The organism is Thiogranum longum (assembly GCF_004339085.1).
Taxonomy (GTDB): Bacteria; Pseudomonadota; Gammaproteobacteria; order DSM-19610; family DSM-19610; genus Thiogranum; species Thiogranum longum.
In genome coordinates this window covers 1047699-1067776 of record NZ_SMFX01000001.1, presented here as the reverse complement: position 1 = coordinate 1067776, position 20078 = coordinate 1047699, and the positions used below count along the sequence as shown (strand labels likewise).

Genomic DNA, 20078 nt, shown 5'->3' with positions numbered 1-20078 from the left:
GCACGTGCAAAAGCTGCAACTCACCATTCCGGCACAGGACAGGACAGGCCCGGCCATCCGCATCAAACCGCGTGAAGTGCGCGAGTGGCTGGAAAACCTCCCCTACCTCGACCTGCAGCGCGCGGCCAGCATTACCAGCCAGCAACTGCGCATCATGAATCGCCAGCCCATGGCAGTGACCGCACGCGTCGAAACACTGGGAGACTTCCTGAACGCCTGGCAGCGGCTCAGTTCGTCGCTCCCGACCAAGCTGAATCGTAACGATGATACCGGCGCATTGCTAAAGCGCCTGTGCCAGGACATCTGCTTCGGCTACAAGATCATCGTCAACGATCTGGTCAACAAGAAAGCCGGCTTCATTGAGACACGCCAGCTACCCCAGGCACTGCTTGGTGCTATCTATACGCTGGGATTGCAGTTGAGTCATTACTACAGCCACTATCAACGTGCACCTCGTGCCCTGTGGAGTGAATGCCTGACGCTATTCCGGTTTGCAATGGAAAACGACCGCGCTGGCTACCGGGGCGAACTGCCCGGTGCAGGCAACCTCCAGCTGGATGAGTGTTTTCGTTTAACGGCGCTGCTGCGGCAAACTGACCCCTATCACCTTCCGACCGGAATGGTGGCTGCACTGGATCGTTATTTTCGTCATCACATGGCATTGAGCACGATTGACCCAAACCCCGAAACTGCCGGCGATCACCCTGGCTACCCGCTTCGTGAAACCTGGAACCCGAACGATAGTCAGCCTCAATCAGCACTGTTTCTTCATGTTGACGAGCTGCTCGAACAACTGGCCGGTGATATCGACAAACTTGCCCAGTACCGACAGGCGCAGGCCATCGGCCTGCCCTCGGATATCCCGGCTTCCACCCTGCTGCATGCCTTCCGGCAACTGCATGCACTGTGGGAGGAAAAACCGGACCGCAAGACTGATCGCGAAGAAACACATGCCCGCATTGAGCTTGTTAACGGGCTGGACAGCGCTTACTGCATGATCAACCAGGGGCGCTGTTTTGACCCGGCACTGTTCATCAATCCCGGGGAACAGGATGTTATCGATATTGGCGAACATGGCGCACTGGAAGCCAGCGCCAACACCCTCGCACCAGCATTCAACTGCGCCAGCCTGAATCGCGGTGATGGAGGAGTCGCCGTCACCTATCACGGTGTACAGAAACCCTACCCTAAAGTCGGTCAGCTGGTTGCCCTGCGTCGCCCGGATGCCGGTACGCAAGGCAACTGGGTACTGGCCGCCTGCCGCTGGCTGATCGAAGCCGATGCCGGTAACGGCTTTGAAATGGGCCTGCAATACCTCAGCCGGGATCCACAACCCGTGGTTATCCGCCTCCCCGATGAAACAGGTCTTGGTGGCGAGTACCAGCCGGCCTTCTCCGCCGTTCAGAAACGTGGTGCAGAGCGCATACTCACGCTCATTACGCGCAATGGCCAGTTACAAAAGGACATGGAATTTTCGCTCCACAACAAACGCGGCCCCAACAGGGTGCAATGTGCTGAACAACTGGAATCAGAACCGGGTTACGAGCGCTTTATTTATATACCCGGTGACGGGTAATAAAAAAGGCCCCTTTCGGGGCCTTTTTCAGTTTCCCTGTTGCGGGACTTACTTGAGTTCGAGTGAACCACCCAGGTAGTTACGGTCACTCTCTTCCACCACGCCGATCGACCAGGCACCACGATTACGCGCGTGATCTACAGCCGCATCCACTTCGGCAGCCGTCGGGTTACGATCGACCGTCAGTGTCTGACCGGGGTAAATCAGGTCTGCATCCTTGATCTGGTCACGGTTGGCCTTGTAGATCAGCGGCCACTGGTAAGGATTGTTGTAAACGTCAGACTTGCCGGAGATTGACCACAGGCTGTCTCCACGAACCACTTCAACCTTGATCGATGCCGCACGCAGCTCGGTCACCAGTGGATTGAGAAGGTCATACGCCTTGCGTCCCTCGGCGTTGCCAATAGCGATGCCTGCCGCATTCAGCGTGCTCTTCTGCTCTGCGGTGAGACCGCTGGCATTACCTGCCTCGGCGTACAGCACCTTGGCCGTTTCAAGATAGTACTGGTCAACAGCCAGTTCGGCCTGGCTGCGGGCCTTGTTGGCCAGCTTGATAGCCGTCGCGTCGTCACCCTTGGCTGCAGCGGCTTCAGCCTGCTTGAGGAATTTTTCTGTATCGCGCCAGATCCAGTTCACGGACTTGGCGGAAGCAATGGCTGACTTGGCGCTGTCAATCGCCTGTGAGACTTCACTTGGTCCTTTCGCTGCGGGTTCTTCCTTTGGGGTGGTGGCGCAACCTGCGACCAGGCCGAGGGCAAGAACGACAGGAACAAGTGCTTTGCCGTTAAGAATTCTTTTCATGAAAGTTACTCCGCTAGTGGTTGATCCGTGGCACTTTTTTCGTATTTCTGTATTTTTGTGAAGCTACCACCCGCATCATCCGGGTGTCAAGTAATCCAGACGGGCCATACTATACCCCGCATTAATCCGAAAGGACGCATCAAATCAGCAAAAATTCCCCTGCCGGAGATTTTTATTGATCACTGGCATCCTGTGCTGACTGGCGCGCCTTGATGGCCTCATCACGTGCCTGCCGCGCGCTGCGCCTGGCGTCACGAAACCGTCGATCATTGAGCATCTTCTCGGCTGCCTTGAGTGACGAAAGTGCCTGTTCCAGTTCCGGGTTTGCGAATCGTTCGGCACCTGCCGCACGCGCCGCATCAATTGCCTGACGGGCCTCGCTCATTTCCTGCACAGGCGCGGTCTTGCAGCCGGAGCCGGCAAGCAAGCAGACGGCCAACAGCAACAGGGCGGAAAACCGGGTGCGGGGGGTGGCTGGGCCAGAAGTTTTGCATTGATATCCGAACATTCGTAACAAGGCACTATATCGCTATATCTAACGGGGTTAACACGCTAGCACTGCGCCATGGCAGGGTCAAGAAAGCGCTGTACTGCATCGACGCGATCCCGCAAAATACCGCCGCGATCTGCAAGGAGTCCAACCTGATGACTGACACTACCATTTTTCACAACCCGCGCTGCAGCAAATCGCGCCAGACACTCGAATTACTGCAGCAAAACGGTATCGAAGCCGACGTGGTGGAGTACCTGAAAACGCCACCCGACGCGGACCAGCTTGAACACATCCTGACACTGCTCGGGCTGGAACCGCGTCAACTCATGCGCAGTAATGAAAGTGAATACCGCGAACAGGGCATGGACAACCCCGAACTCGGCCGCGCACAATTGATCGCCCTGATGGTCCAGTACCCGAAGGTGATTCAGCGCCCCATCGTCATCAAGGACGGCAAGGCCGCCATTGGACGTCCACCGGAAACGGTACTGGAGATTCTCTGATCATGAGCACTATCCTGGTGCTGTATTACAGCCGTTACGGCGCCACAGAGAAGATGGCGCAACACATTGCCCGTGGCGTGGAAGAAGTGGATGGCATGCAGGCACTGCTGCGTACTGTGCCTGCCGTATCGACAGTCTGTGAAGCTGTAGAAGACAGCATCCCGGAACAGGGCGCGCCCTATGCCAGCCTGGAAGAACTGCGTGACTGCAGCGGGCTGGCGCTCGGCAGCCCGACCCGCTTCGGTAACATGGCAGCGCCCATGAAGTATTTTATCGATTCCACCAGCAGCCTGTGGCTGGGCGGCAACCTGGCCGGCAAGCCGGCGGCCGTTTTCACCTCGACCTCATCGATGCACGGCGGCCAGGAAACCACGTTGCTGTCGATGATGCTGCCACTGTTGCACCACGGCATGCTGATAAGCGGCATCCCCTACAGCGAAACCGACCTGCTGCACACCGAAGCCGGCGGCACACCCTATGGCGCCAGCCACCTGGCCGGCACCGACAACAAGAACCCGCTGACCGATGCCGAACAACGCCTGTGCCACGCCATGGGGAAACGCCTCGCCGAAACAGCGCGAAAGCTCGAAGCGCAGTGAGTTTACGGCCACAGCTTCTTTATGCGCTGACACTGCTCGGCTACTTCGGCATCATGGTGCTGCTGCCGGTCTGGATTGGCTGGTTCAAGCCGCCCGGTCTGCTGATTCCCCCGGTAGCGATTGCGCTGCTGGCCCTGCCGTTGTTCTTTGCCCTGCGCGGTATGCTGCATGCACGCCGCTATACCGTTGCCTGGAGCCTTTTCCTGTCGCTGCTGTATTTCACTCACGGGATTATCGAGGCATGGAGTGAACCGGTGGCACGCTGGGGCGCGATTACGGAAGTCATCCTGGCAACCTGCTGGCTGACTGGCGGTATTGCCTGGATACGCGCAACCTCGCCGAGACGCCACCCCCCCGCCTAGCCACGCCATCCCGACAAAAGCCCGCGCCATCCCGACAACCCCCCGTCATTGCGAGCGCAGCGAAGCAATCTCCTGCAGGCTGGTACAAGCCCGAAGAGATTGCTTCGCTGCGCTCGCAATGACGGGCAGGGCAGGGTTCCGGAGGTTAGCGTTCTGACTGCAACACGGACTTGACGAAAGGAACGGTAAGCTTGCGCTGCGCCGCCAGCGACGCCTCGTCGAGCCGGTCGAGGGTGTCGAACAAGGCCGGTAATTCACGCGGCAACCTGCGCAGAAGGTAGACCGCCGTTTCATCCGGCAGCTCGCAGCCTTTCTGTTTTGCCCGCAATTGCATGGCTGCGCAGCGTTGCTCATCATCCAGGGCATGAATCGGGTACACCACGCCCCAGCTTAGCCGTGACTGTAAGTCCGCCAGTGTGATATCCAGCTGTGCAGGTGCACACGACGCGCTGACCAGCAAACGGCCGCCCTGCTCACGTACCCGGTTATAGAAATGAAACACACCCTCTTCCCAGTCCGGCCTGCCGGCGATATTTTCAATATCGTCCAGGCAAACCAGTTCGAACTGCTCCCACCCTTCCAGTATTTCAGGGGGAATAGTGTCGATGTCATTCAGGGACAGATAGGCAGCCGTACAGCCATGTTCTGTTGCGGCATGGCAGCAGGCCTGTAACAGGTGCGTCTTGCCGGAACCCCGGGCACCCCGACAAAACATGAAACTTTCACCTTCGCACACCGCCAGACGCTGTAACTCACGTAACAACTCGGCATTGGGACCGGCCACGAAACTTGAGAAACGTGCGGAGGCCCGCAGCTGGAGCTCCAGCGCCAGCTGACGACTCATGAATGATCCCTTGCCCGACGACCCCAGGTGATCACATAGTCCAGTCCGCTCCAGAGTATACTGAGGGTAACGGCATAAACCAGCCAGGTGATCCATTGACTGTCGCCATAACCGGTGGCCTGGTGAAAGATCACCAGCAACACCAGCACGATCTGCAACAGGGTATTCAGTTTACTCACCAGCGTGGGCCGTGCATCGAGCCGCTCTACACGGAAGTTATACAGTACCGCCCCGCTGACAATGACCACGTCACGTAATACCACCAGCCCGAATAACCAGGCCGGTAACAAAGCGTTCCATGTGAGTGCTGCATAGCAGGAAATCAGTAACGCCTTGTCTGCAAGCGGATCGAGCAAGGCACCAAGCCGACTGGTCCAGTGGAAATGCTTGGCGAGAAAGCCGTCCAGCGCATCGGAAAATCCGGCAATAAAGAACAGTGCCAGCGCCAGCGCGTAACGCCCGTCCAGCAGCGCCCAGGTCACCGGGATGACCAGCAGGATACGGCCAATAGTGATCAGGTTGGGAATATCGCGCGCGCGCATACCGATGTCTTCAGCGGATCAGCCGGAACTGCCACAGGGCATCGGCTCCAGTACTCAGCGGCTCAAGCACATGGCCCAGCCGGATCAGTCGTACCAGGCTTTGTTCGCTGGTGCTCAATTGCAGGGAAAACTGCACTTCGTCACCTTTCACCATTGCCACCTGGACCTGTTCAACAGGGCTCAGCGATGACAGGTAGCCCTGTACCCGGGCAAAATCTTCCAGGCGGTCGATTCCCTGCACGGAAACCTGTCGACTGCCCTGGTCACTGGCTACCACCGCATAGCGCGATGCCAGCAGGCTGGTCGACTCGGACAGTCCTTTTTGTACAGTATCTTCAGCACTGACACCGTGCACCGTCCAGTTATGACTGGCACCAGCACCCAGCAACGTCCACTGGCCGTTCCAGCCACTGCGCGAACGGTCCACACGACCAACCAGCACGACCTGTGGGCGGTAGCGCTCCGATGCTTTCTGTACCGGACCCAGGAAGCCACCCCACAGGTCGGAGAAACTCACCGCCCGCTGATCCTGTAAATCAAGCAGCGGCAGGCTGACCGGCAAGCCACTTTGCTGCGCCGCATCGTGCAACGTATCAGCCAGTGAATTCCGGCTGGTATCCGATACCAGGAAGCGTTTGCCACCGTCATCCACTGCCAGCCACACCAGTACGTCCGGTCGGTCCCGACCCCAGTAGGGCAAGCCCAGGTCGCGTAGCGCGCGCGTCAGGGCGACTTCATCAAATTGTGCCCACAGGTGCAGTTCCGGGGCTGCACCCGGCTTGCGCGCCGGCGTTTCGTTAAACCGGTACTGGGCGACGAAACGGCCGGGTTCGCGCAGTAACGTACGAGCTTGTCCGTTATTGGCAAGGGTTGCATCACCCGTGATACGCACCAGCACCGTGGCCAGCGCCTGTTTCAGTGCTGCCTGGCGCGCCGCCGGATCGCGCCCGCTAGCCGGCGCATCGGCCTGGAACAGGTTGTCCAGACGCGCTGCCAACGCGCTCTGATCAAGCACCAGCAAGCACAGACAACAGATCAGCACCTGGCGCAGCCTCAATCCACTCATCAACTATCCCCGAAAATATCGAGTCTGTACCTTACCATAGGTCGATAAGTGGTCTCAGTACCCACGGATCAACATACGGGTGCATTTCGCCCGGGGTAGTTTCCTAGTAACATTACGCATTTCCCGTTTGGAGTCCGCCGTGTCCGGCCAGAAACCCTCATCTTCCGGTTCATCGATCAGTTACCGTGATGCCGGCGTCGATATCGATGCCGGCAATTCCCTCGTCGAACGCATCAAGCCCGTAGTCGCCAAAACCCGCCGTCCCGGTGTGGTATCCGGCCTGGGAGGTTTCGGCGCGCTGTTCGAACTGCCGCTTGACCGCTACCGCCAGCCGCTACTGGTGTCCGGCACAGACGGCGTCGGCACCAAGCTGAAACTGGCCATTGACAGCGGCAAACACGACACCATCGGCATCGACCTGGTGGCCATGTGCGCCAATGACATTATCGTGCAGGGCGCGGAACCGTTGTTCTTTCTCGACTACTACGCCACCGGCAAGCTGGACGTCGATATTGCCACCGACGTGGTGACAGGCATTGGCCGTGGCTGCGAACTGGCGGGTGCCGCGCTGATCGGTGGTGAAACCGCGGAAATGCCCGGCATGTACAAGGCCGAGGACTACGACCTGGCCGGCTTCTGTGTCGGCATTGTAGAAAAAGACAAGGTCATCGATGGCCAGTCAGTACAGGCCGGCGATGCACTGATTGCACTGGCCTCCTCCGGTCCACACTCCAACGGTTATTCACTGATTCGTAAAATCCTTGAAGTCAGCGGCGCCGGCTTCGACATGCCGCTGGAGGGCAAGCCCCTGATTGACTGGCTGCTGGAACCGACCCGCATATACGTCAAGTCACTGCTGGCGCTGCTGGAAAAAGTCGAAGTCCACAGCCTGTGCCACGTTACCGGTGGTGGCCTGCCGGAGAATCTACCGCGCATGCTGCCAAACAATACCGTCGCCAGCATCGACACCGGCAGCTGGCAATGGCCCGCCGTGTTTCGCTGGTTGCAGGAACAGGGTAACGTCGACAGTTTTGAAATGTACCGCACCCTCAACTGCGGCGTTGGCATGGTCATTTGTGTACCGCAGTCCAACTGTGATGCGACCCTCGCGCTGCTTGAAGCACAGGGCGAAAATGCCTGGCAACTGGGCAGCGTGAAATCCGGCAAAGGCGAGGCGCGCGTCGAGCTGAATGACTGAAACGCATGCCCCCCTGAAGCTGGTGGTACTGATCTCGGGCCGTGGCTCCAACCTGAAAGCCATACTCGAAGCCATCGACGCAGGAGAACTGCCGGCCGTGGTCAGCGCCGTCATCAGTAACCGTGTCGATGCGCCCGGACTTGCCTGCGCCAGTGAACGCGCAATCGACACACTGGTGCTGGACGCCGCGGATTACCCTGACCGCGAAGCTTATGATCACGCCCTGCAGGGCATGATCGACCTGTTCAAGCCCGGGCTGGTCGTGCTGGCCGGCTTCATGCGCATCCTTTCACCGGCGTTTGTACACCACTACAGCGGTCGCCTGATTAACATACACCCGTCCCTGCTACCCGAGCTTCGCGGCCTCGACACCCACCGTCGTGCTCTCGAAGCCGGCCACACCGAACACGGCGCCAGCGTCCATTTCGTGACTGAAGAACTCGATGGTGGCCCGGTCATCGCACAGGTACGCCTACCCGTATTGCCAGACGATAATGCCGATACACTCGAACAACGCGTGCTGGAACAGGAACACCGTCTTTATGTCACTGTCATACAGTGGATTGCTGAAGGCCGTGTCAGTCTGGAAGACGATGGCCTGCACTTCGATGGCGAAGTGCTGGATGCACCGAAACAACTGGAGGCAGCGTGACACGACACCCTGACAACAGAAGATCCGGCCTGCTGGCACGCCACTTCGCCATGCTCACCGTACTTGTCATCACATCCTTGCCCGCGCTACCTATAGTGGCCGGAGCAGAAGAACCCTTTCCGGAGTTTGTCGCCGATTACATCGTACGCGTGAACGGCATCAAGGTTGGCGAGGCCACCTTCTCCCTGATGCACAAGGGCGCTGACGAATACCTGTACCGGCAGCGCTCGAAATCGACCGGTGTTGCCGCCCTGCTCGGATCAGACACATCCGTACAGAGTAGCCGCTGGCGCTACGTTGACGGCACCATCAAGCCGCTTGAATTTCGTTCTGAACGGGAAGAAGGCGATGACGACGACAACGCCCACCTGCTGTTCGACTGGAAACGTCTGCGCGTTACCAACCGCGGGGCCGGTAAGCACTGGGATATAGAAATGCCCGAAGGCACACTCGACAGCCTGGTGATGCAGATGGCCATGCTGCTCGATCTTCGCGACGGCAAAACCCGGCTCGAATACCCGGTCGCTACCCGTGGACGCATCAAACACTATGTATTCGAGGTGACTGGCAAAGAAACCATTGCACTCCCGTTCGGTGACTATGAGACGATCCGCGCTGAACGCAAGGATGACAAAAAAGACAAAAGCCTGGTATGGGGTGCACCGGCACTGGATTACTTCCCGGTACGTTTCCTGAAACAGAAAAAGGCCGGCGTAAAGGTGGAAATCCTGTTACAGAAGCTGGATCTCAACCCGCGCCTTGCCCAGGACCAGGCCGACTAGCCTGGCCGCTGTCAGGCCTTTGGCAGAGTCACTCCGGTCTGCCCCTGGTACTTGCCGCCACGATCCCGGTAAGAGGTTTCACAAACCTCGTCGGCGCCCAGGAACAACACCTGCGCCACCCCCTCGTTGGCGTAGATCTTGGCCGGCAACGGTGTGGTGTTGGAGAACTCCAGTGTGACATGCCCTTCCCACTCCGGCTCCAGCGGAGTGACATTGACAATAATTCCGCAACGCGCATAGGTCGACTTGCCCAGGCAGATGGTCAGCACATCGCGTGGAATACGGAAATACTCCACCGTGCGCGCCAGCGCAAAGGAATTGGGCGGGATAATGCAGACGTCAGACTTCACGTTGACAAAACTGTTGTCATCAAAATTCTTGGGGTCGACCACGGCAGAATTGATATTGGTGAAAATCTTGAATTCGTCCGCGCAGCGTATGTCGTAGCCATAGCTGGACGTGCCGTAGGAAATGACCCGGCCCGTCCCCTCGTGCTCGCGCACCTGTCCCGCCACGAATGGCTCAATCATGCCTTCCTGCTCCGCCATGCGGCGAATCCACTGATCGGATTTAATTGACATCGTCTGCCCTGCACTGAAAATTCGAGCGGCAACGATACCGGGAAACAAGGCGTAAAAAAAGTGGCTACGTTATGAATCCAGGGCAGATTCGCTGAAGTTTGACCTGGATCATGGCATTTTCTACTCACCCCGACAGATACTGACTATACTTGTACAAGTATCCAAATTCAGAAAATCACGACGTCAAAGGAAAAGCTGTGTCGACTAACCTGAGAGATGTGTCCGTTATCCAGAATTCTGGCCCCGAAAAGGTGAAACCTGTAGTCGCCAGGAAAAGAAACAAAAAGCAGCTTCGCAAACTGATGAAGCGCATGACCAACCCCCACAAAGTAATGGATTCGCCAAAGATTATCGGTGGCAAAGAGTTGCTGAAGATCAGCTATGAACTGGGAGAATACCCTTATCCCGAGAAAATCAGCCTGGAAGAATATGAAAACGAAAAACACCTGCTTCAGATTGAATTGCTGAAAGTGCAGGCCTGGGTGAAAGAGAGTGGCCAGCGCATCCTCGCACTGTTTGAAGGTCGTGATGCCGCCGGGAAAGGGGGGGCCATAAAACGCTTCATGGAACACCTGAATCCGCGCGCTGCCCATGTTGTCGCACTGGAAAAACCGACCGAGCGTGAAATTGGCCAATGGTATTTCCAGCGATACATACAACATCTTCCAACACGTGGTGAAATGGTTTTCTATGATCGCTCCTGGTACAACCGCGCCGGTGTTGAACGTGTAATGGGGTTTTGTACTCCGGACGAACATCTTGAATTTCTGCGCCAGGTACCACAGATCGAGCGTATGCTCGTCAATTCAGGGATGCACCTGTTCAAGTTCTGGTTCTCGGTCAGTCGCCAGGAACAGTTGCGCAGGTTTCATGCGCGACGTCATGATCCACTGAAGCAGTGGAAGCTGAGTCCGATTGATCTCGAATCCCTCAACAGGTGGGATGAGTACACCCGCGAAAAGAACACCATGTTTTTCTATACGGATACAGCAGACGCCCCGTGGACTGTCATCAAATCGGATGACAAAAAGCGCGCCCGAATAAACTGCATGCGGCATTACCTGCATCAACTCGATTATCCGAGCAAGGACCCGATAGTAGCGCGAGCACCGGACCCGCTCATCGTAGGGTCTACCAGGACCATGAATAACCGTGAATCATCCACCGTTTTTCAGGGATAACGTCAGGCAAGGAGATTACAGCTGTGCCCAAAGAAAAACCCTCCGAGAAAAAACTCGACCTGATTATCAAGAAGGCCCGCAAAGCAGCCAGGAAGGCAGAAAAAGCCGCCCGACGAGCCGAAAAAGCCTTGCTCAAGGTCAAGAACGCCAAGTCCAGGATCAAGGGTGATGTAGATGTCATAAGGGAAAAGCACCGCAAACTCAGCAAACAGATGGAGTCATACGTAAAAGAACAATCAAAAAAAGCCATTAAAAAAAGCAAGATCAAAAAGAAACTCAGAAAAAAGAACGCCTGACATCACAGCTAACGGTAGTCCAGCGACAATCCCGCGGCCTCAATATAGCGGGCCTCTTTCTGCAAATCTGCGTCGGTCAGAGAGTGCTGTTCCAGCCAGCGTTCGGGAAATGTGAGTATTATTTTTTCCCTGTCGAGCTCCATTGAAACATCTGGCACCTGCTCATCGGTTCGCCCACGGTGAAACAGGACAGCAAGGCGCAACAGAATGCACAGACGCAGGCCCGGCTTTTGCGCGCGGCTGACCAGCTCATCGAAACTGTTCAGGCGAATTTTCTGCCGGTGATTCAGAACCAGTGTTGCCAGAAGAGCCTGCTCGGTACGCGAGAACCCCGGAAGATCAGCATGCATCAGTATGTACGCACCATGCTTGTGGTAGGCACCGTGCGAGATTTGCAAACCAATCTCGTGCAGTTGCGCGGCCCATTTCAGTAGCTGCCGGTTCTCCTCGATCAGTTTCCAGTCTTTCTCGACCTGCGCGAACAGTAACAGGGAAGTACGCATCACGTTATCAGCATGGCCGACATCAAGGTTCCAGCGCCTGACAACCGAATCCACCGTCGCATCACGCGCATCCCTGTGCTGGATTCGTCCGACCAGGTCGTACAGCAGCCCTTCCCTCAGCGCCTGCCCCGAAACCCGCATTTGTTTGATGCCCAAGGTTTCAAAAACAGCAATCAGGACGGCAAGTCCGCCAGGCAGTACCGGCGACCGATCTTCCTTCAGACTCTCGAGCCTGAGCCTGTCAACATGCCCCTGTTTGATTAACCGGTTACGCATCTGGTAAAGGGATTTGAGCGTAATACCGGTGTCACACCAGCCTTCGGCCTGGGCGATATTCCTGATGGCCTTGATGGTGCCCGAACAGCCCACCGCCTCCTCCCACCTGCCCTTGCCTGCCCTGAAATCCTGCGCCACAGGATGAATCGCAAGACTGGCATTAAGAATGGCCGCTTTCATGCGTTTTTCTGTTATCTCACCACCATCGAAGAATTCCTTGCTGGTGCTGACGCAGCCGGTATACAGACTTTCACGCAGAAGGGAATCACCACCTTCACCGATAATAAGCTCGGTACTACCACCACCAATATCTACAACCAGTCGCCGGCCTTCCCGTGCGGCACGGCCATGCGCAACACCCAGGTAGATCAGGCGCGCCTCCTCGCGGCCTGAAACAATTTCGATTGAATGACCCAGCAGACGCTGTGCCTCAGCGACAAATTTTTCAGCATTGGTGGCAACGCGCAAGGTGTTGGTACCGACGACGCGAACATCGCCGTGAGGAAGGTTGCGAATACGCTGCCCAAACCGCTCCAGGCAAGCCAGCGCACGGTCGGTGACCTCACGTGAGAGCTTGCCATTGCCTTTAAGGCCTTCGCCCAGGCGAACGGGTTCACGCAGCTTGTCTATGATCGATAAAGTACCCTCCTCTTCAAGTCGGGCAACAATCATATGAAAGCTGTTGGAACCAAGATCTACAGCCGCGACAATGCGCTTTTCGTCGTCTTTATCCATATAAGGCGCGCGACACCCGGGCCAGGCTAGGCATTGCGAGTCGTCTCAATCAATTGCTCCTTGGACGTAATACAGGTGTCCAGGTCTTTCAGGATTCCATCTTCAATGCTGTACACCCAGCCGTGAACAGCCAGCTCGATACCCTTCTTCCATGCGTCCCGCACGATGGTTGTATTGCAAACATTTATCACTTGTTCCCTTACATTCAGCTCGCACAGCAAATCATGCTTTTCCGCATTATCCAGACCACTTAACATGTCGGCATTAAAACGACCCACATCTTTCACGTGACGTAACCAGTTATCGATCAGGCCATGCTCTGTGTTTTCCATAGCTGCAGTGATCCCGCCGCACCCATAATGGCCGCACACTACAATATGCTTTACTTTCAGCACATCAACCGCGAACTGAATCACCGAGAGGCAATTCAGGTCCGTATGAACGACAAGGTTGGCTATATTGCGATGAACGAACACCTCTCCCGGGGGGAGATTGACAATCTGGTTTGCCGGTACCCTGCTGTCGGAACAACCAATCCAGAGGTATTCCGGTGATTGCTGCATTGAGAGCTGCGAGAAAAAATCGGGATCCCGCTCCTTGATTTCACTGGCCCAGGCCTGATTTCTTTCAAACAGATGCTTTAACGTTTTCATGACCCGGGAACTCCTGTACACATTTCTCACGCAACGACCTGGATTTCATAATTCTCCGCAAACAAAGACCCTGTAATCATCGCTCGCTATATTGCTGATTATACCAATATTCAGCCCCGTTTTATCAGTGCCTTCTGATAGCATTAATGGCTTGCCTGAACGACGACAGGAGCGTTCCGCAATAGCGCGGGTTTCAATAAAAGGGGGGCTCCCCGTTTTATACTTTTATCTGGAATTAATTATCGTCCGAATCCGGTTCATTCTCACCGAAGGGATCATCAACTATCAGATCATAAATAGAGGACGCATAGGTTAAAACTGCACCCTGGGTTATACCAAGATTCTGAAATGCATCACGAAGCTGCACTAAAAGTGATTCCTGTCCAGGGTCTTGCTTTATTGCTTCCAATATTGCGACGAAAGATTTGATTCTCTCTTGTTCAACGTTTGAATTCAGCATATGAATGGCTTCTTCAATTCTCGCAACATCCACATTGCCTGTAATATTTTTCATAGTTCTTTTTACCCGTTTTTAAACTGCGTTCTGAGCCCGGCGTTACTTGCTGAACTCGAGGGCGTTGTCATGATTCTTTTTCACCCTCCACATCATCGAGCTTTTCCTGTGCACGCCCCTGTCGATACGAATCGACGATACCTATAACCCAACAAACGACCAACGCAACCGTGGCTATATTCATTGGTTGTTCACTACCACTTGACTGTTGTGACACCAAATCCGTGATGGTCGCCATATCAAGCGCAACAGCGCCATTTCCGTTTTGGATTTTTTCGACAACCTCAAGCGCCGTGGTCACAATAGCAGAGACAATGAAATAAATTGCGGTAGCTGAAGCCATACACAATATGGCGCCATGGACATATCGCTTCAAGTACAGATGCCCGGTACCAGGGAATATCAAGCCTGAAAGAAGGGCTGCTTTTGTTGATCTTTTCACAAACTATCTCGACTCAAAACCCAAGGGTGCGGACACAATAAACATAACGCCCGCATAAAGCGCGCGAGGTACGAGCATCGCCTTTGATACGTTTGTTATGCATTTTCTTCAATTACCGCTCGATTTCTTTTCCAAAGTGTACAAAGGGGGCGGTAACAATTAATTCTAGTTGGCTATCGAAAATTAGTCCATTTGTCACCGACCCCATTAATTTGTCAGCTTAAACAGGACTGATGCCAGGCTGTCGTTTCAATGTCCTGCTGTTGTCCCGGCATTCTCGCTGGGATCAGGCTCCACAATGGTGTAACCCACATTGCAATAATTCACGCTTACGCATCTATCAATACAGTTAGGTCTTATTGGAGAGGTGGTATTTGGCAAAGGATTTATTGGTGAAGCAGCAATGAAATAATTGAACTTTGAGTTATCGATGTTCGCAGAACCAATAGAATTGGTATTTAGAAATTGATACCCAGCTATACCCATACCCGTGTTAATCAGACCTTCTTCGGTTTCTCTGGCACTTTCTATTGATGCCATGTCAATATTTTCCTGCTGCGGTTCATTTCGGCGTAATTTGAAGCCAACCAGAAAACCACCATTTGTTTTTCCTCCACATGCAAAAGAGGTAACAATAGAGCCATGAGGCAGATTTACAGGCGCAAACATTGTGCCTTTAAAATCACGCGAAGTTCCCGTCGAGTTTCCCTTGTAACTGCCAGGCTCATCAGAGCTTTTGCTATCTATTTCTGAAAAGGCTGATGCAGGAACGGCAACAAAACCATTTGTATTAGCTACAGCTATTGACAGACTGGTTGCTAAACATGCCGCAAGAATATAATTAAGTACTTTCATCATGGATCTCCCAATTAATGATTGTCGGGTTGTTTGAAATTAATGTATAAGAACCAGGTTCACCGTCCGGTGCAGCACCTTGTTTGCCCATTGACGATTCATAACAAAGCCCCCGGCCGATACAATAGAAAATATAAGCCTATTGATACAAACAGTGCCATGTAGCCCATTATAAGGAATCTTGCAGTAAATATGGCCGCGTTATTTGTGCCTTCATGTGTAACATATAATTTATAGGCTATCAGATTTGCCAATGAACCAAATAAACTACCAAAGCCACCTGCATTTGCACCCCATAACAACGCCTGCCAGTTTGATGTAAATTTTGCGAATAATAGCGTTGCCGGAACATTGCTCATGACTTGGCTTGCCAAGGCTGAAAATAGAAAAATATGCCCTGAATGGCTTATTTCCGAGGTCAGTATAGTCTTTAGATTGTCTGCAATACCAAAAAAGAAAAAGAAGCTGAATAGTAGTGCATAATCAATACACAAGGCTTTTCGGTCGAATGCGAGCGCAAAAAGAATGACAACAAACCCGGCTGAAACAGGGAAAACACGGAAGACTGTTAGAAGAACAACAATAAGCAACACACCGTAAAGATATGCCTTTTTGTTGATTTTCTGTACTTGAACTTCCTGTAAATCATTTTGGATTTTAACAAGAATTGAAGAAACAATTAGCAGACCAAGAAAAACCAATGAAAATGGGGCGATTGTTTTTATGAATGCATCAGGATGAATACCGTAAAACCAGTAAATATAAAGGTTCTGCGGATTGCCAACCGGTGTCAATGCTGAACCAGAATTGGCCGCTAATGCCTCCAAAATAACCAGAATATCTTTTCGATTGATGTTAAGTGATAACGTAAGCGGAACAATGACTATTAACGCAATATCATTTGTTACCAGCATGGACAAGAAAAAGGTTGCCAGCACCAGCTTTAAAGGTATGACTTTACCCTTTTCTATGCTTTGGGCGATTTTTAATATCAGCCCACTTTTCTGCAAACCATTAACCGCAACGAATAGAACAAATAGTATGAACAATACCTCTATTTCATTGGTTGAGTAGACCGGAAAATGCTTTGTATAAAAAGTCGTCAGCGTAAAACCAGCACCCGAGGCAATGACCAGCCACTCTTTTAGAACAAAATCAATGAATGTTACTTGGGCTTTCAATAACGCTCCTGTGGTTAGATTTGAGGCTAACGTCTAAGCCCAGCGACGCAAAGCGTCCGACTGGGGCGCCTGGTCAGCTTCTTATTTCCCAAGTTGTTCCAGAGAATATTTTCCTTGCTCGACGATCCATCGCCATATGCATCTACGACCGTTACCGAGCTGTCAGTCACTTTGAAAGAAACCTTTGAATCCATTGGGTGTGTTCGCCAGCGCCCGGTATCCGACCCCCAAATTACACGATTACCCTCTACCTTATATATAGATACATAAACTATAAATCTAAAGATTCGTCAAGTATACGTTTTTCAAGCCCAGGATCATGTGCCGCCATGCAGGACAGAGTCCAGGCTTTCTTGTCCGGGTTCCAGTAGCCACCAGCACGCTTTACCAGTGACCTGAGATCCCTTTCGTTAAAGCCGGTGCGTACTGATACCGGTTTAAACGTTGCTTTCACTTCCCTGTGAAGCCTCCTGTGGTTGCCTACTTTCTGAATCGCCTCGAAAGGCGTCTGAACAGACCCTCTTCACTGCCGGAATCGTCGAGAAGGCGGCCGGTAAAGTCTTCTTCACCGTGTTCTTTATCTTCGCCCAGCAGGTCACTTTTCAGCGCATCCTCGTTTATGCTTGCACCAAGGTGTTTGGCGACTATGCGCATGTCGATCTCGGCGTTCTCCATGCACGAAGTGCCACCCGGGGAAGGTGTCATGTTGAATATCACTCCGTTGCCCGGATTGATCTTGGCCTCGCCCATCAGTAGTACACCTTTTATTTTATCGATCAGCTGGGGACGGATACCGCCGACCTTGCGTGCGAAGGTAAGATCGCGCCAGCGTAAAGACGGAACGATTTTCCGCACGTCGCGCAGGAAAAGGAATTTACGAATCACCGGCACTTCAAACAAAATATTCTTGAGCATGTAGTTGCGTATATCGGCAACCCGGAACAGGTCCCACAACACCTTCGCCACGCGGCGGTCGAAACGGAATACGCGCAGGAAATCAGGCAGGGTGCGGTAGTTGTAGCGTTCGAGTATCGGCAGGATCAGCGCGGTGGGGCCAAAGCGCGTCTTGCCCGGCACCAGTACATCCGGGTCGCCGTGGATGGCGGCAAACGGCAGTTTGTCGTTCTGGACGGTGTACACCTTGCCGTTCAGGTTCTGGGGTGTGAAGTAATAACTCCCCGCCACAGGCAGGCAGGAATAGTGCAGACCATAGCCCAGATCCTGCGCCAGCTTCAGGCTGTGGCCTCCGGCGCATACCACCAGCGCACGAGTCTGGTAGCAGGTACCGCCGGTCTCTACCAGGAAACGCTCGTCCTCGATCTTGATGTGATGAACCGTCTCGTTGTAGTGGATATCGATATCTTTTCCTTCGACGGCCAGCGCCTGGCGTACGAAGGAGCGCGACAGCGCTTCGAAGTTGACGGCGGTGTATTCATCCGTGGAGCCGAGAGCGACGATCTCCTGTTCACGAATACGGCCGTTGGCAAGTGTGACCACGGCCGGTTCGATGCGGGCGATAGCTTTCTTTTCCAGTAGTTTCAGGTTGGGATAGTGGGGCCCGAATACTTCGAAACGCTCACGCAATAACTGGCATTCAGATTCGCCGACGCCGAGTACCATTTTCGGGTAGGCGTAGATCAGGTGATCCTTGTCAGGCTGGCTGAGGCAGTAGTTGGCCAGCATGCGCGCTGCGCGCTGCACCTTGAGTGCTTTTTCCAGCGTGTAGTTGGTTTCGATGTCGCCGCAGTGCAGGGTCTGGCTGTTGTTGCTGGACAGGGAGTTAACGCGTGCCGGGGCGGCATATTTTTCAATGACGCCGATATGCTTTATATCGGTGTATTTTGCGGTTTCATACAACAGCGCGGTACCTGACACGCCGGCGCCGATAATCAGCAGGTCGTACTGGTGTGAACCCATGGCAACGTATTTCCCTGTTCCGTTGCGCCTTTTAGCGGCCGCGCAGGCGTTTTATAAATGCATCAGCTTCAATACCGGTTCGTTCTTGACCGGGTCATCGTTGAAGCCGGATACCAGCAACACATCGTGCCCGCTCTCACCCAGCCGGCACTGCTTTGAGATGTGCGTGCAGATGGTCCTCCAGTTGCGGCCGCGCGCCTTGGGCTCATAAACCGGCACGATGCCCCAGTGTAATGCCATCTGGCGGCATACCCGGATATCGGAGCAGACACCAACGGCCGGCGGCAGTGGCCGGTGTGCCGCCATGATACGCGCCGTGGTGCCGGTATGCGTGGGCACAATAATGGCTTCCACTTCCAGGTCGTGGGTAAGTTGCACGGCGGCGTGCGCCATGGATTCACGTACAAAATGGAATTTTTGAGCACGGTCGGCAATCGACTCGATGGCGAAGTGCCCTTCCTGCCACTGGTGACGCTCCACCTCGCGCAGGATACGGTCCATGGTCTGAACGGCCTGCAGCGGGTATTTGCCGGCGGCGGATTCACCCGACAGCATGGCGGCATCGGCGCTGAGCATGGCGGCACCGGCCACGTCGGTGACCTCGGCGCGGGTCGGACGCGAGTGGGTCATCATGGATTCCAGCATCTGTGTCGCCACGATGACCGGTATTCCGAGCTGGCGCGACTTCTGTATCAGTTCGCGCTGGATCAGCGGCACTTTCTCTGCCGGTAATTCGATCCCGAGATCACCACGCGCGATCATAATGCCGTAGGACTCATTCATGATGTCGTCGATATTGGCGACGGCATCCGGGTGTTCGATCTTGCTGACAATCGGGATATTGCTATCGAGCCGTTTCAGGTAGCGCGCCAGCTGCTGTACATCGCGGGCATGGCGGACGAAACTGAGCGCCACAAAGTCTACGTCTGCCTCGACCGCCAGTTGCACATCGGCTCGGTCCTTGGCGGTCAGCGCCGAGGTGGAAAGTTTCGAGTTGGGCAGGTTCATGCCCTTGTGGTTTGACAGTACGCCGCCTTCCACGACCTTGCAGGTCACATCCTTGCCTTTCACTGCCACGACGCGTAACGCCAGGTTGCCATCGTCGAGCAGGATGCGCTCGCCGGGCTTGACGTCCTTGTGCAGGGATTTGTACTGGGACGGTATCAGGCCGGGCTTGCCGGTCACGGGGCGCGTGGTTACGACAACCGTGCTGCCGTTTTTAAGCTGGATACTGCCGGACTCGAAGTTGCCGACGCGAATTTTCGGGCCACACAGGTCCATGAGGATAGCGACGTGCCGCCCGGCGGCTTTTGCGGCGCGGCGCACATGTCTGACGGTCTTGCGGTGTGTCGCCTGATCGCCGTGTGACATGTTGATGCGAAACAGGTCTACCCCGGCGTCGATCAGCTTTGCGACCATCTCCGGTGTATCCGAGGCCGGCCCGAGGGTGGCGATAATTTTGGTTCTGCGCCATTGCAGCGCGACAGCTTTTCTGTCAAAGGTCTTGCGGGGCATGCTTTCCGTCC

The 20078-nt window shown here is 54.5% G+C and carries 24 protein-coding genes; 9 read left to right on the top strand and 15 right to left on the bottom strand.

Annotated elements, in window-relative coordinates; translation table 11 throughout:
- Positions 1-4: 4 nt before the first annotated feature.
- Positions 5-1576, top strand: coding sequence for a hypothetical protein (locus DFR30_RS05395; RefSeq protein ID WP_132971688.1), 1572 nt, complete (start codon positions 5-7; stop codon positions 1574-1576).
- 48 nt (positions 1577-1624) lie between these two features.
- On the opposite strand, the gene DFR30_RS14535 is transcribed toward DFR30_RS05395, so the two are convergent.
- Both DFR30_RS14535 and DFR30_RS05385 read right to left on the bottom strand, forming a co-directional pair.
- Positions 1625-2377 carry a LysM peptidoglycan-binding domain-containing protein gene (locus DFR30_RS14535; protein WP_132971687.1) on the bottom strand — a complete coding sequence of 251 codons (753 nt, stop codon included), beginning with the start codon at positions 2375-2377 and terminating at the stop codon, positions 1625-1627.
- Between the two features lie 172 nt (positions 2378-2549).
- Positions 2550-2762 (bottom strand): DUF4398 domain-containing protein, encoded by a 213-nt coding sequence (locus tag DFR30_RS05385; protein ID WP_243640683.1) that lies wholly within the window; start codon positions 2760-2762, stop codon positions 2550-2552.
- A gap of 260 nt (positions 2763-3022) precedes the next feature.
- On the opposite strand from DFR30_RS05385, the gene arsC reads away from it, so the two are divergent.
- The 3 genes from arsC to DFR30_RS05370 are packed head-to-tail and all read left to right on the top strand — an operon-like array spanning position 3023 to position 4334.
- The gene (gene arsC, locus DFR30_RS05380; RefSeq protein WP_132971686.1) at positions 3023-3373 is read left to right on the top strand and encodes an arsenate reductase (glutaredoxin); all 351 of its coding nucleotides are present in this window, start codon (positions 3023-3025) and stop codon (positions 3371-3373) included.
- Between the two features lie 2 nt (positions 3374-3375).
- Positions 3376-3972 (top strand): NAD(P)H:quinone oxidoreductase, encoded by a 597-nt coding sequence (gene wrbA, locus DFR30_RS05375; RefSeq protein WP_132971685.1) that lies wholly within the window; start codon positions 3376-3378, stop codon positions 3970-3972.
- Entirely contained in the window at positions 3969-4334 is a 366-nt protein-coding gene (locus DFR30_RS05370; RefSeq protein ID WP_132971684.1) for a DUF2069 domain-containing protein, read from the top strand. The genes wrbA and DFR30_RS05370 overlap by 4 nt, the downstream gene beginning before the upstream one ends.
- Before the next feature lie 145 nt (positions 4335-4479).
- On the opposite strand, the gene hda is transcribed toward DFR30_RS05370, so the two are convergent.
- The 3 genes from hda to DFR30_RS05355 are packed head-to-tail and all read right to left on the bottom strand — an operon-like array spanning position 4480 to position 6786.
- Entirely contained in the window at positions 4480-5178 is a 699-nt protein-coding gene (gene hda, locus DFR30_RS05365) for a DnaA regulatory inactivator Hda (RefSeq protein ID WP_132971683.1), read from the bottom strand.
- Positions 5175-5720, bottom strand: a complete 546-nt coding sequence (locus DFR30_RS05360) for a CDP-alcohol phosphatidyltransferase family protein (RefSeq protein ID WP_132971682.1) — start codon at positions 5718-5720, stop codon at positions 5175-5177. Before DFR30_RS05360 ends, hda begins: the two co-directional genes overlap by 4 nt.
- Positions 5721-5730: 10 nt before the next feature.
- Positions 5731-6786, bottom strand: coding sequence for a DUF2066 domain-containing protein (locus DFR30_RS05355; protein ID WP_132971681.1), 1056 nt, complete (start codon positions 6784-6786; stop codon positions 5731-5733).
- A 139-nt stretch (positions 6787-6925) separates the two neighbouring features.
- On the opposite strand from DFR30_RS05355, the gene purM reads away from it, so the two are divergent.
- The 3 genes from purM to DFR30_RS05340 are packed head-to-tail and all read left to right on the top strand — an operon-like array spanning position 6926 to position 9418.
- On the top strand, positions 6926-7984 hold the full coding sequence (purM, locus tag DFR30_RS05350; RefSeq protein WP_132971680.1) for a phosphoribosylformylglycinamidine cyclo-ligase: 1059 nt from the start codon (positions 6926-6928) through the stop codon (positions 7982-7984).
- Complete coding sequence (purN, locus tag DFR30_RS05345) at positions 7977-8636, top strand: phosphoribosylglycinamide formyltransferase (protein WP_132971679.1); 660 nt, start codon at positions 7977-7979, stop codon at positions 8634-8636. The genes purM and purN overlap by 8 nt, the downstream gene beginning before the upstream one ends.
- The gene (locus DFR30_RS05340; RefSeq protein WP_132971678.1) at positions 8633-9418 is read left to right on the top strand and encodes a DUF3108 domain-containing protein; all 786 of its coding nucleotides are present in this window, start codon (positions 8633-8635) and stop codon (positions 9416-9418) included. Before purN ends, DFR30_RS05340 begins: the two co-directional genes overlap by 4 nt.
- Positions 9419-9429: 11 nt before the next feature.
- On the opposite strand, the gene dcd is transcribed toward DFR30_RS05340, so the two are convergent.
- Positions 9430-9999, bottom strand: a complete 570-nt coding sequence (gene dcd, locus DFR30_RS05335) for a dCTP deaminase (RefSeq protein ID WP_132971677.1) — start codon at positions 9997-9999, stop codon at positions 9430-9432.
- A 197-nt stretch (positions 10000-10196) separates the two neighbouring features.
- Here dcd and ppk2 point away from each other — a divergent pair, with 197 nt between their 5' ends.
- Together ppk2 and DFR30_RS05325 are read left to right on the top strand one after the other, a co-directional pair.
- Positions 10197-11180 (top strand): polyphosphate kinase 2, encoded by a 984-nt coding sequence (gene ppk2, locus DFR30_RS05330; protein WP_243640682.1) that lies wholly within the window; start codon positions 10197-10199, stop codon positions 11178-11180.
- Between the two features lie 23 nt (positions 11181-11203).
- Positions 11204-11476, top strand: coding sequence for a hypothetical protein (locus DFR30_RS05325; protein ID WP_132971676.1), 273 nt, complete (start codon positions 11204-11206; stop codon positions 11474-11476).
- Between the two features lie 8 nt (positions 11477-11484).
- On the opposite strand, the gene ppx is transcribed toward DFR30_RS05325, so the two are convergent.
- The 9 genes from ppx to pyk form a co-directional block, all read right to left on the bottom strand.
- Positions 11485-12990, bottom strand: coding sequence for an exopolyphosphatase (gene ppx / locus DFR30_RS05320; protein ID WP_132971675.1), 1506 nt, complete (start codon positions 12988-12990; stop codon positions 11485-11487).
- A gap of 26 nt (positions 12991-13016) precedes the next feature.
- Positions 13017-13643 (bottom strand): carbonate dehydratase, encoded by a 627-nt coding sequence (can, locus tag DFR30_RS05315; RefSeq protein WP_132971674.1) that lies wholly within the window; start codon positions 13641-13643, stop codon positions 13017-13019.
- A 235-nt stretch (positions 13644-13878) separates the two neighbouring features.
- The gene (locus DFR30_RS05310; protein WP_132971673.1) at positions 13879-14157 is read right to left on the bottom strand and encodes a hypothetical protein; all 279 of its coding nucleotides are present in this window, start codon (positions 14155-14157) and stop codon (positions 13879-13881) included.
- Positions 14158-14224: 67 nt separating this feature from the next.
- Positions 14225-14599 (bottom strand): hypothetical protein, encoded by a 375-nt coding sequence (locus DFR30_RS05305; RefSeq protein ID WP_132971672.1) that lies wholly within the window; start codon positions 14597-14599, stop codon positions 14225-14227.
- Between the two features lie 249 nt (positions 14600-14848).
- Positions 14849-15457, bottom strand: a complete 609-nt coding sequence (locus DFR30_RS05300) for a hypothetical protein (RefSeq protein ID WP_132971671.1) — start codon at positions 15455-15457, stop codon at positions 14849-14851.
- 95 nt (positions 15458-15552) lie between these two features.
- Positions 15553-16635 carry an SLC13 family permease gene (locus DFR30_RS05295; protein ID WP_132971670.1) on the bottom strand — a complete coding sequence of 361 codons (1083 nt, stop codon included), beginning with the start codon at positions 16633-16635 and terminating at the stop codon, positions 15553-15555.
- A 271-nt stretch (positions 16636-16906) separates the two neighbouring features.
- Positions 16907-17089: a hypothetical protein gene (locus tag DFR30_RS05290; protein WP_132971669.1), complete on the bottom strand. Its 183-nt coding sequence runs from the start codon at positions 17087-17089 to the stop codon at positions 16907-16909.
- Positions 17090-17115: 26 nt separating this feature from the next.
- Complete coding sequence (locus tag DFR30_RS05285) at positions 17116-18552, bottom strand: FAD-dependent oxidoreductase (RefSeq protein ID WP_132971668.1); 1437 nt, start codon at positions 18550-18552, stop codon at positions 17116-17118.
- Between the two features lie 51 nt (positions 18553-18603).
- The gene (gene pyk, locus DFR30_RS05280) at positions 18604-20067 is read right to left on the bottom strand and encodes a pyruvate kinase (RefSeq protein ID WP_132971667.1); all 1464 of its coding nucleotides are present in this window, start codon (positions 20065-20067) and stop codon (positions 18604-18606) included.
- Positions 20068-20078 lie beyond the last annotated feature (11 nt).

Bases quoted from the DNA above. Each gene is read 5' to 3' on its own strand.
- DFR30_RS14535 (WP_132971687.1), bottom strand. From the start codon at position 2,377: ATGAAAAGAATTCTTAACGGCAAAGCACTTGTTCCTGTCGTTCTTGCC.
- DFR30_RS05385 (WP_243640683.1), bottom strand. From the start codon at position 2,762: ATGAGCGAGGCCCGTCAGGCAATTGATGCGGCGCGTGCGGCAGGTGCC.
- arsC (WP_132971686.1), top strand. From the start codon at position 3,023: ATGACTGACACTACCATTTTTCACAACCCGCGCTGCAGCAAATCGCGC.
- wrbA (WP_132971685.1), top strand. From the start codon at position 3,376: ATGAGCACTATCCTGGTGCTGTATTACAGCCGTTACGGCGCCACAGAG.
- hda (WP_132971683.1), bottom strand. From the start codon at position 5,178: ATGAGTCGTCAGCTGGCGCTGGAGCTCCAGCTGCGGGCCTCCGCACGT.
- DFR30_RS05360 (WP_132971682.1), bottom strand. From the start codon at position 5,720: ATGCGCGCGCGCGATATTCCCAACCTGATCACTATTGGCCGTATCCTG.
- DFR30_RS05355 (WP_132971681.1), bottom strand. From the start codon at position 6,786: ATGAGTGGATTGAGGCTGCGCCAGGTGCTGATCTGTTGTCTGTGCTTG.
- purN (WP_132971679.1), top strand. From the start codon at position 7,977: ATGACTGAAACGCATGCCCCCCTGAAGCTGGTGGTACTGATCTCGGGC.
- dcd (WP_132971677.1), bottom strand. From the start codon at position 9,999: ATGTCAATTAAATCCGATCAGTGGATTCGCCGCATGGCGGAGCAGGAA.
- ppx (WP_132971675.1), bottom strand. From the start codon at position 12,990: ATGGATAAAGACGACGAAAAGCGCATTGTCGCGGCTGTAGATCTTGGT.
- can (WP_132971674.1), bottom strand. From the start codon at position 13,643: ATGAAAACGTTAAAGCATCTGTTTGAAAGAAATCAGGCCTGGGCCAGT.
- DFR30_RS05310 (WP_132971673.1), bottom strand. From the start codon at position 14,157: ATGAAAAATATTACAGGCAATGTGGATGTTGCGAGAATTGAAGAAGCC.
- DFR30_RS05300 (WP_132971671.1), bottom strand. From the start codon at position 15,457: ATGATGAAAGTACTTAATTATATTCTTGCGGCATGTTTAGCAACCAGT.
- DFR30_RS05285 (WP_132971668.1), bottom strand. From the start codon at position 18,552: ATGGGTTCACACCAGTACGACCTGCTGATTATCGGCGCCGGCGTGTCA.
- pyk (WP_132971667.1), bottom strand. From the start codon at position 20,067: ATGCCCCGCAAGACCTTTGACAGAAAAGCTGTCGCGCTGCAATGGCGC.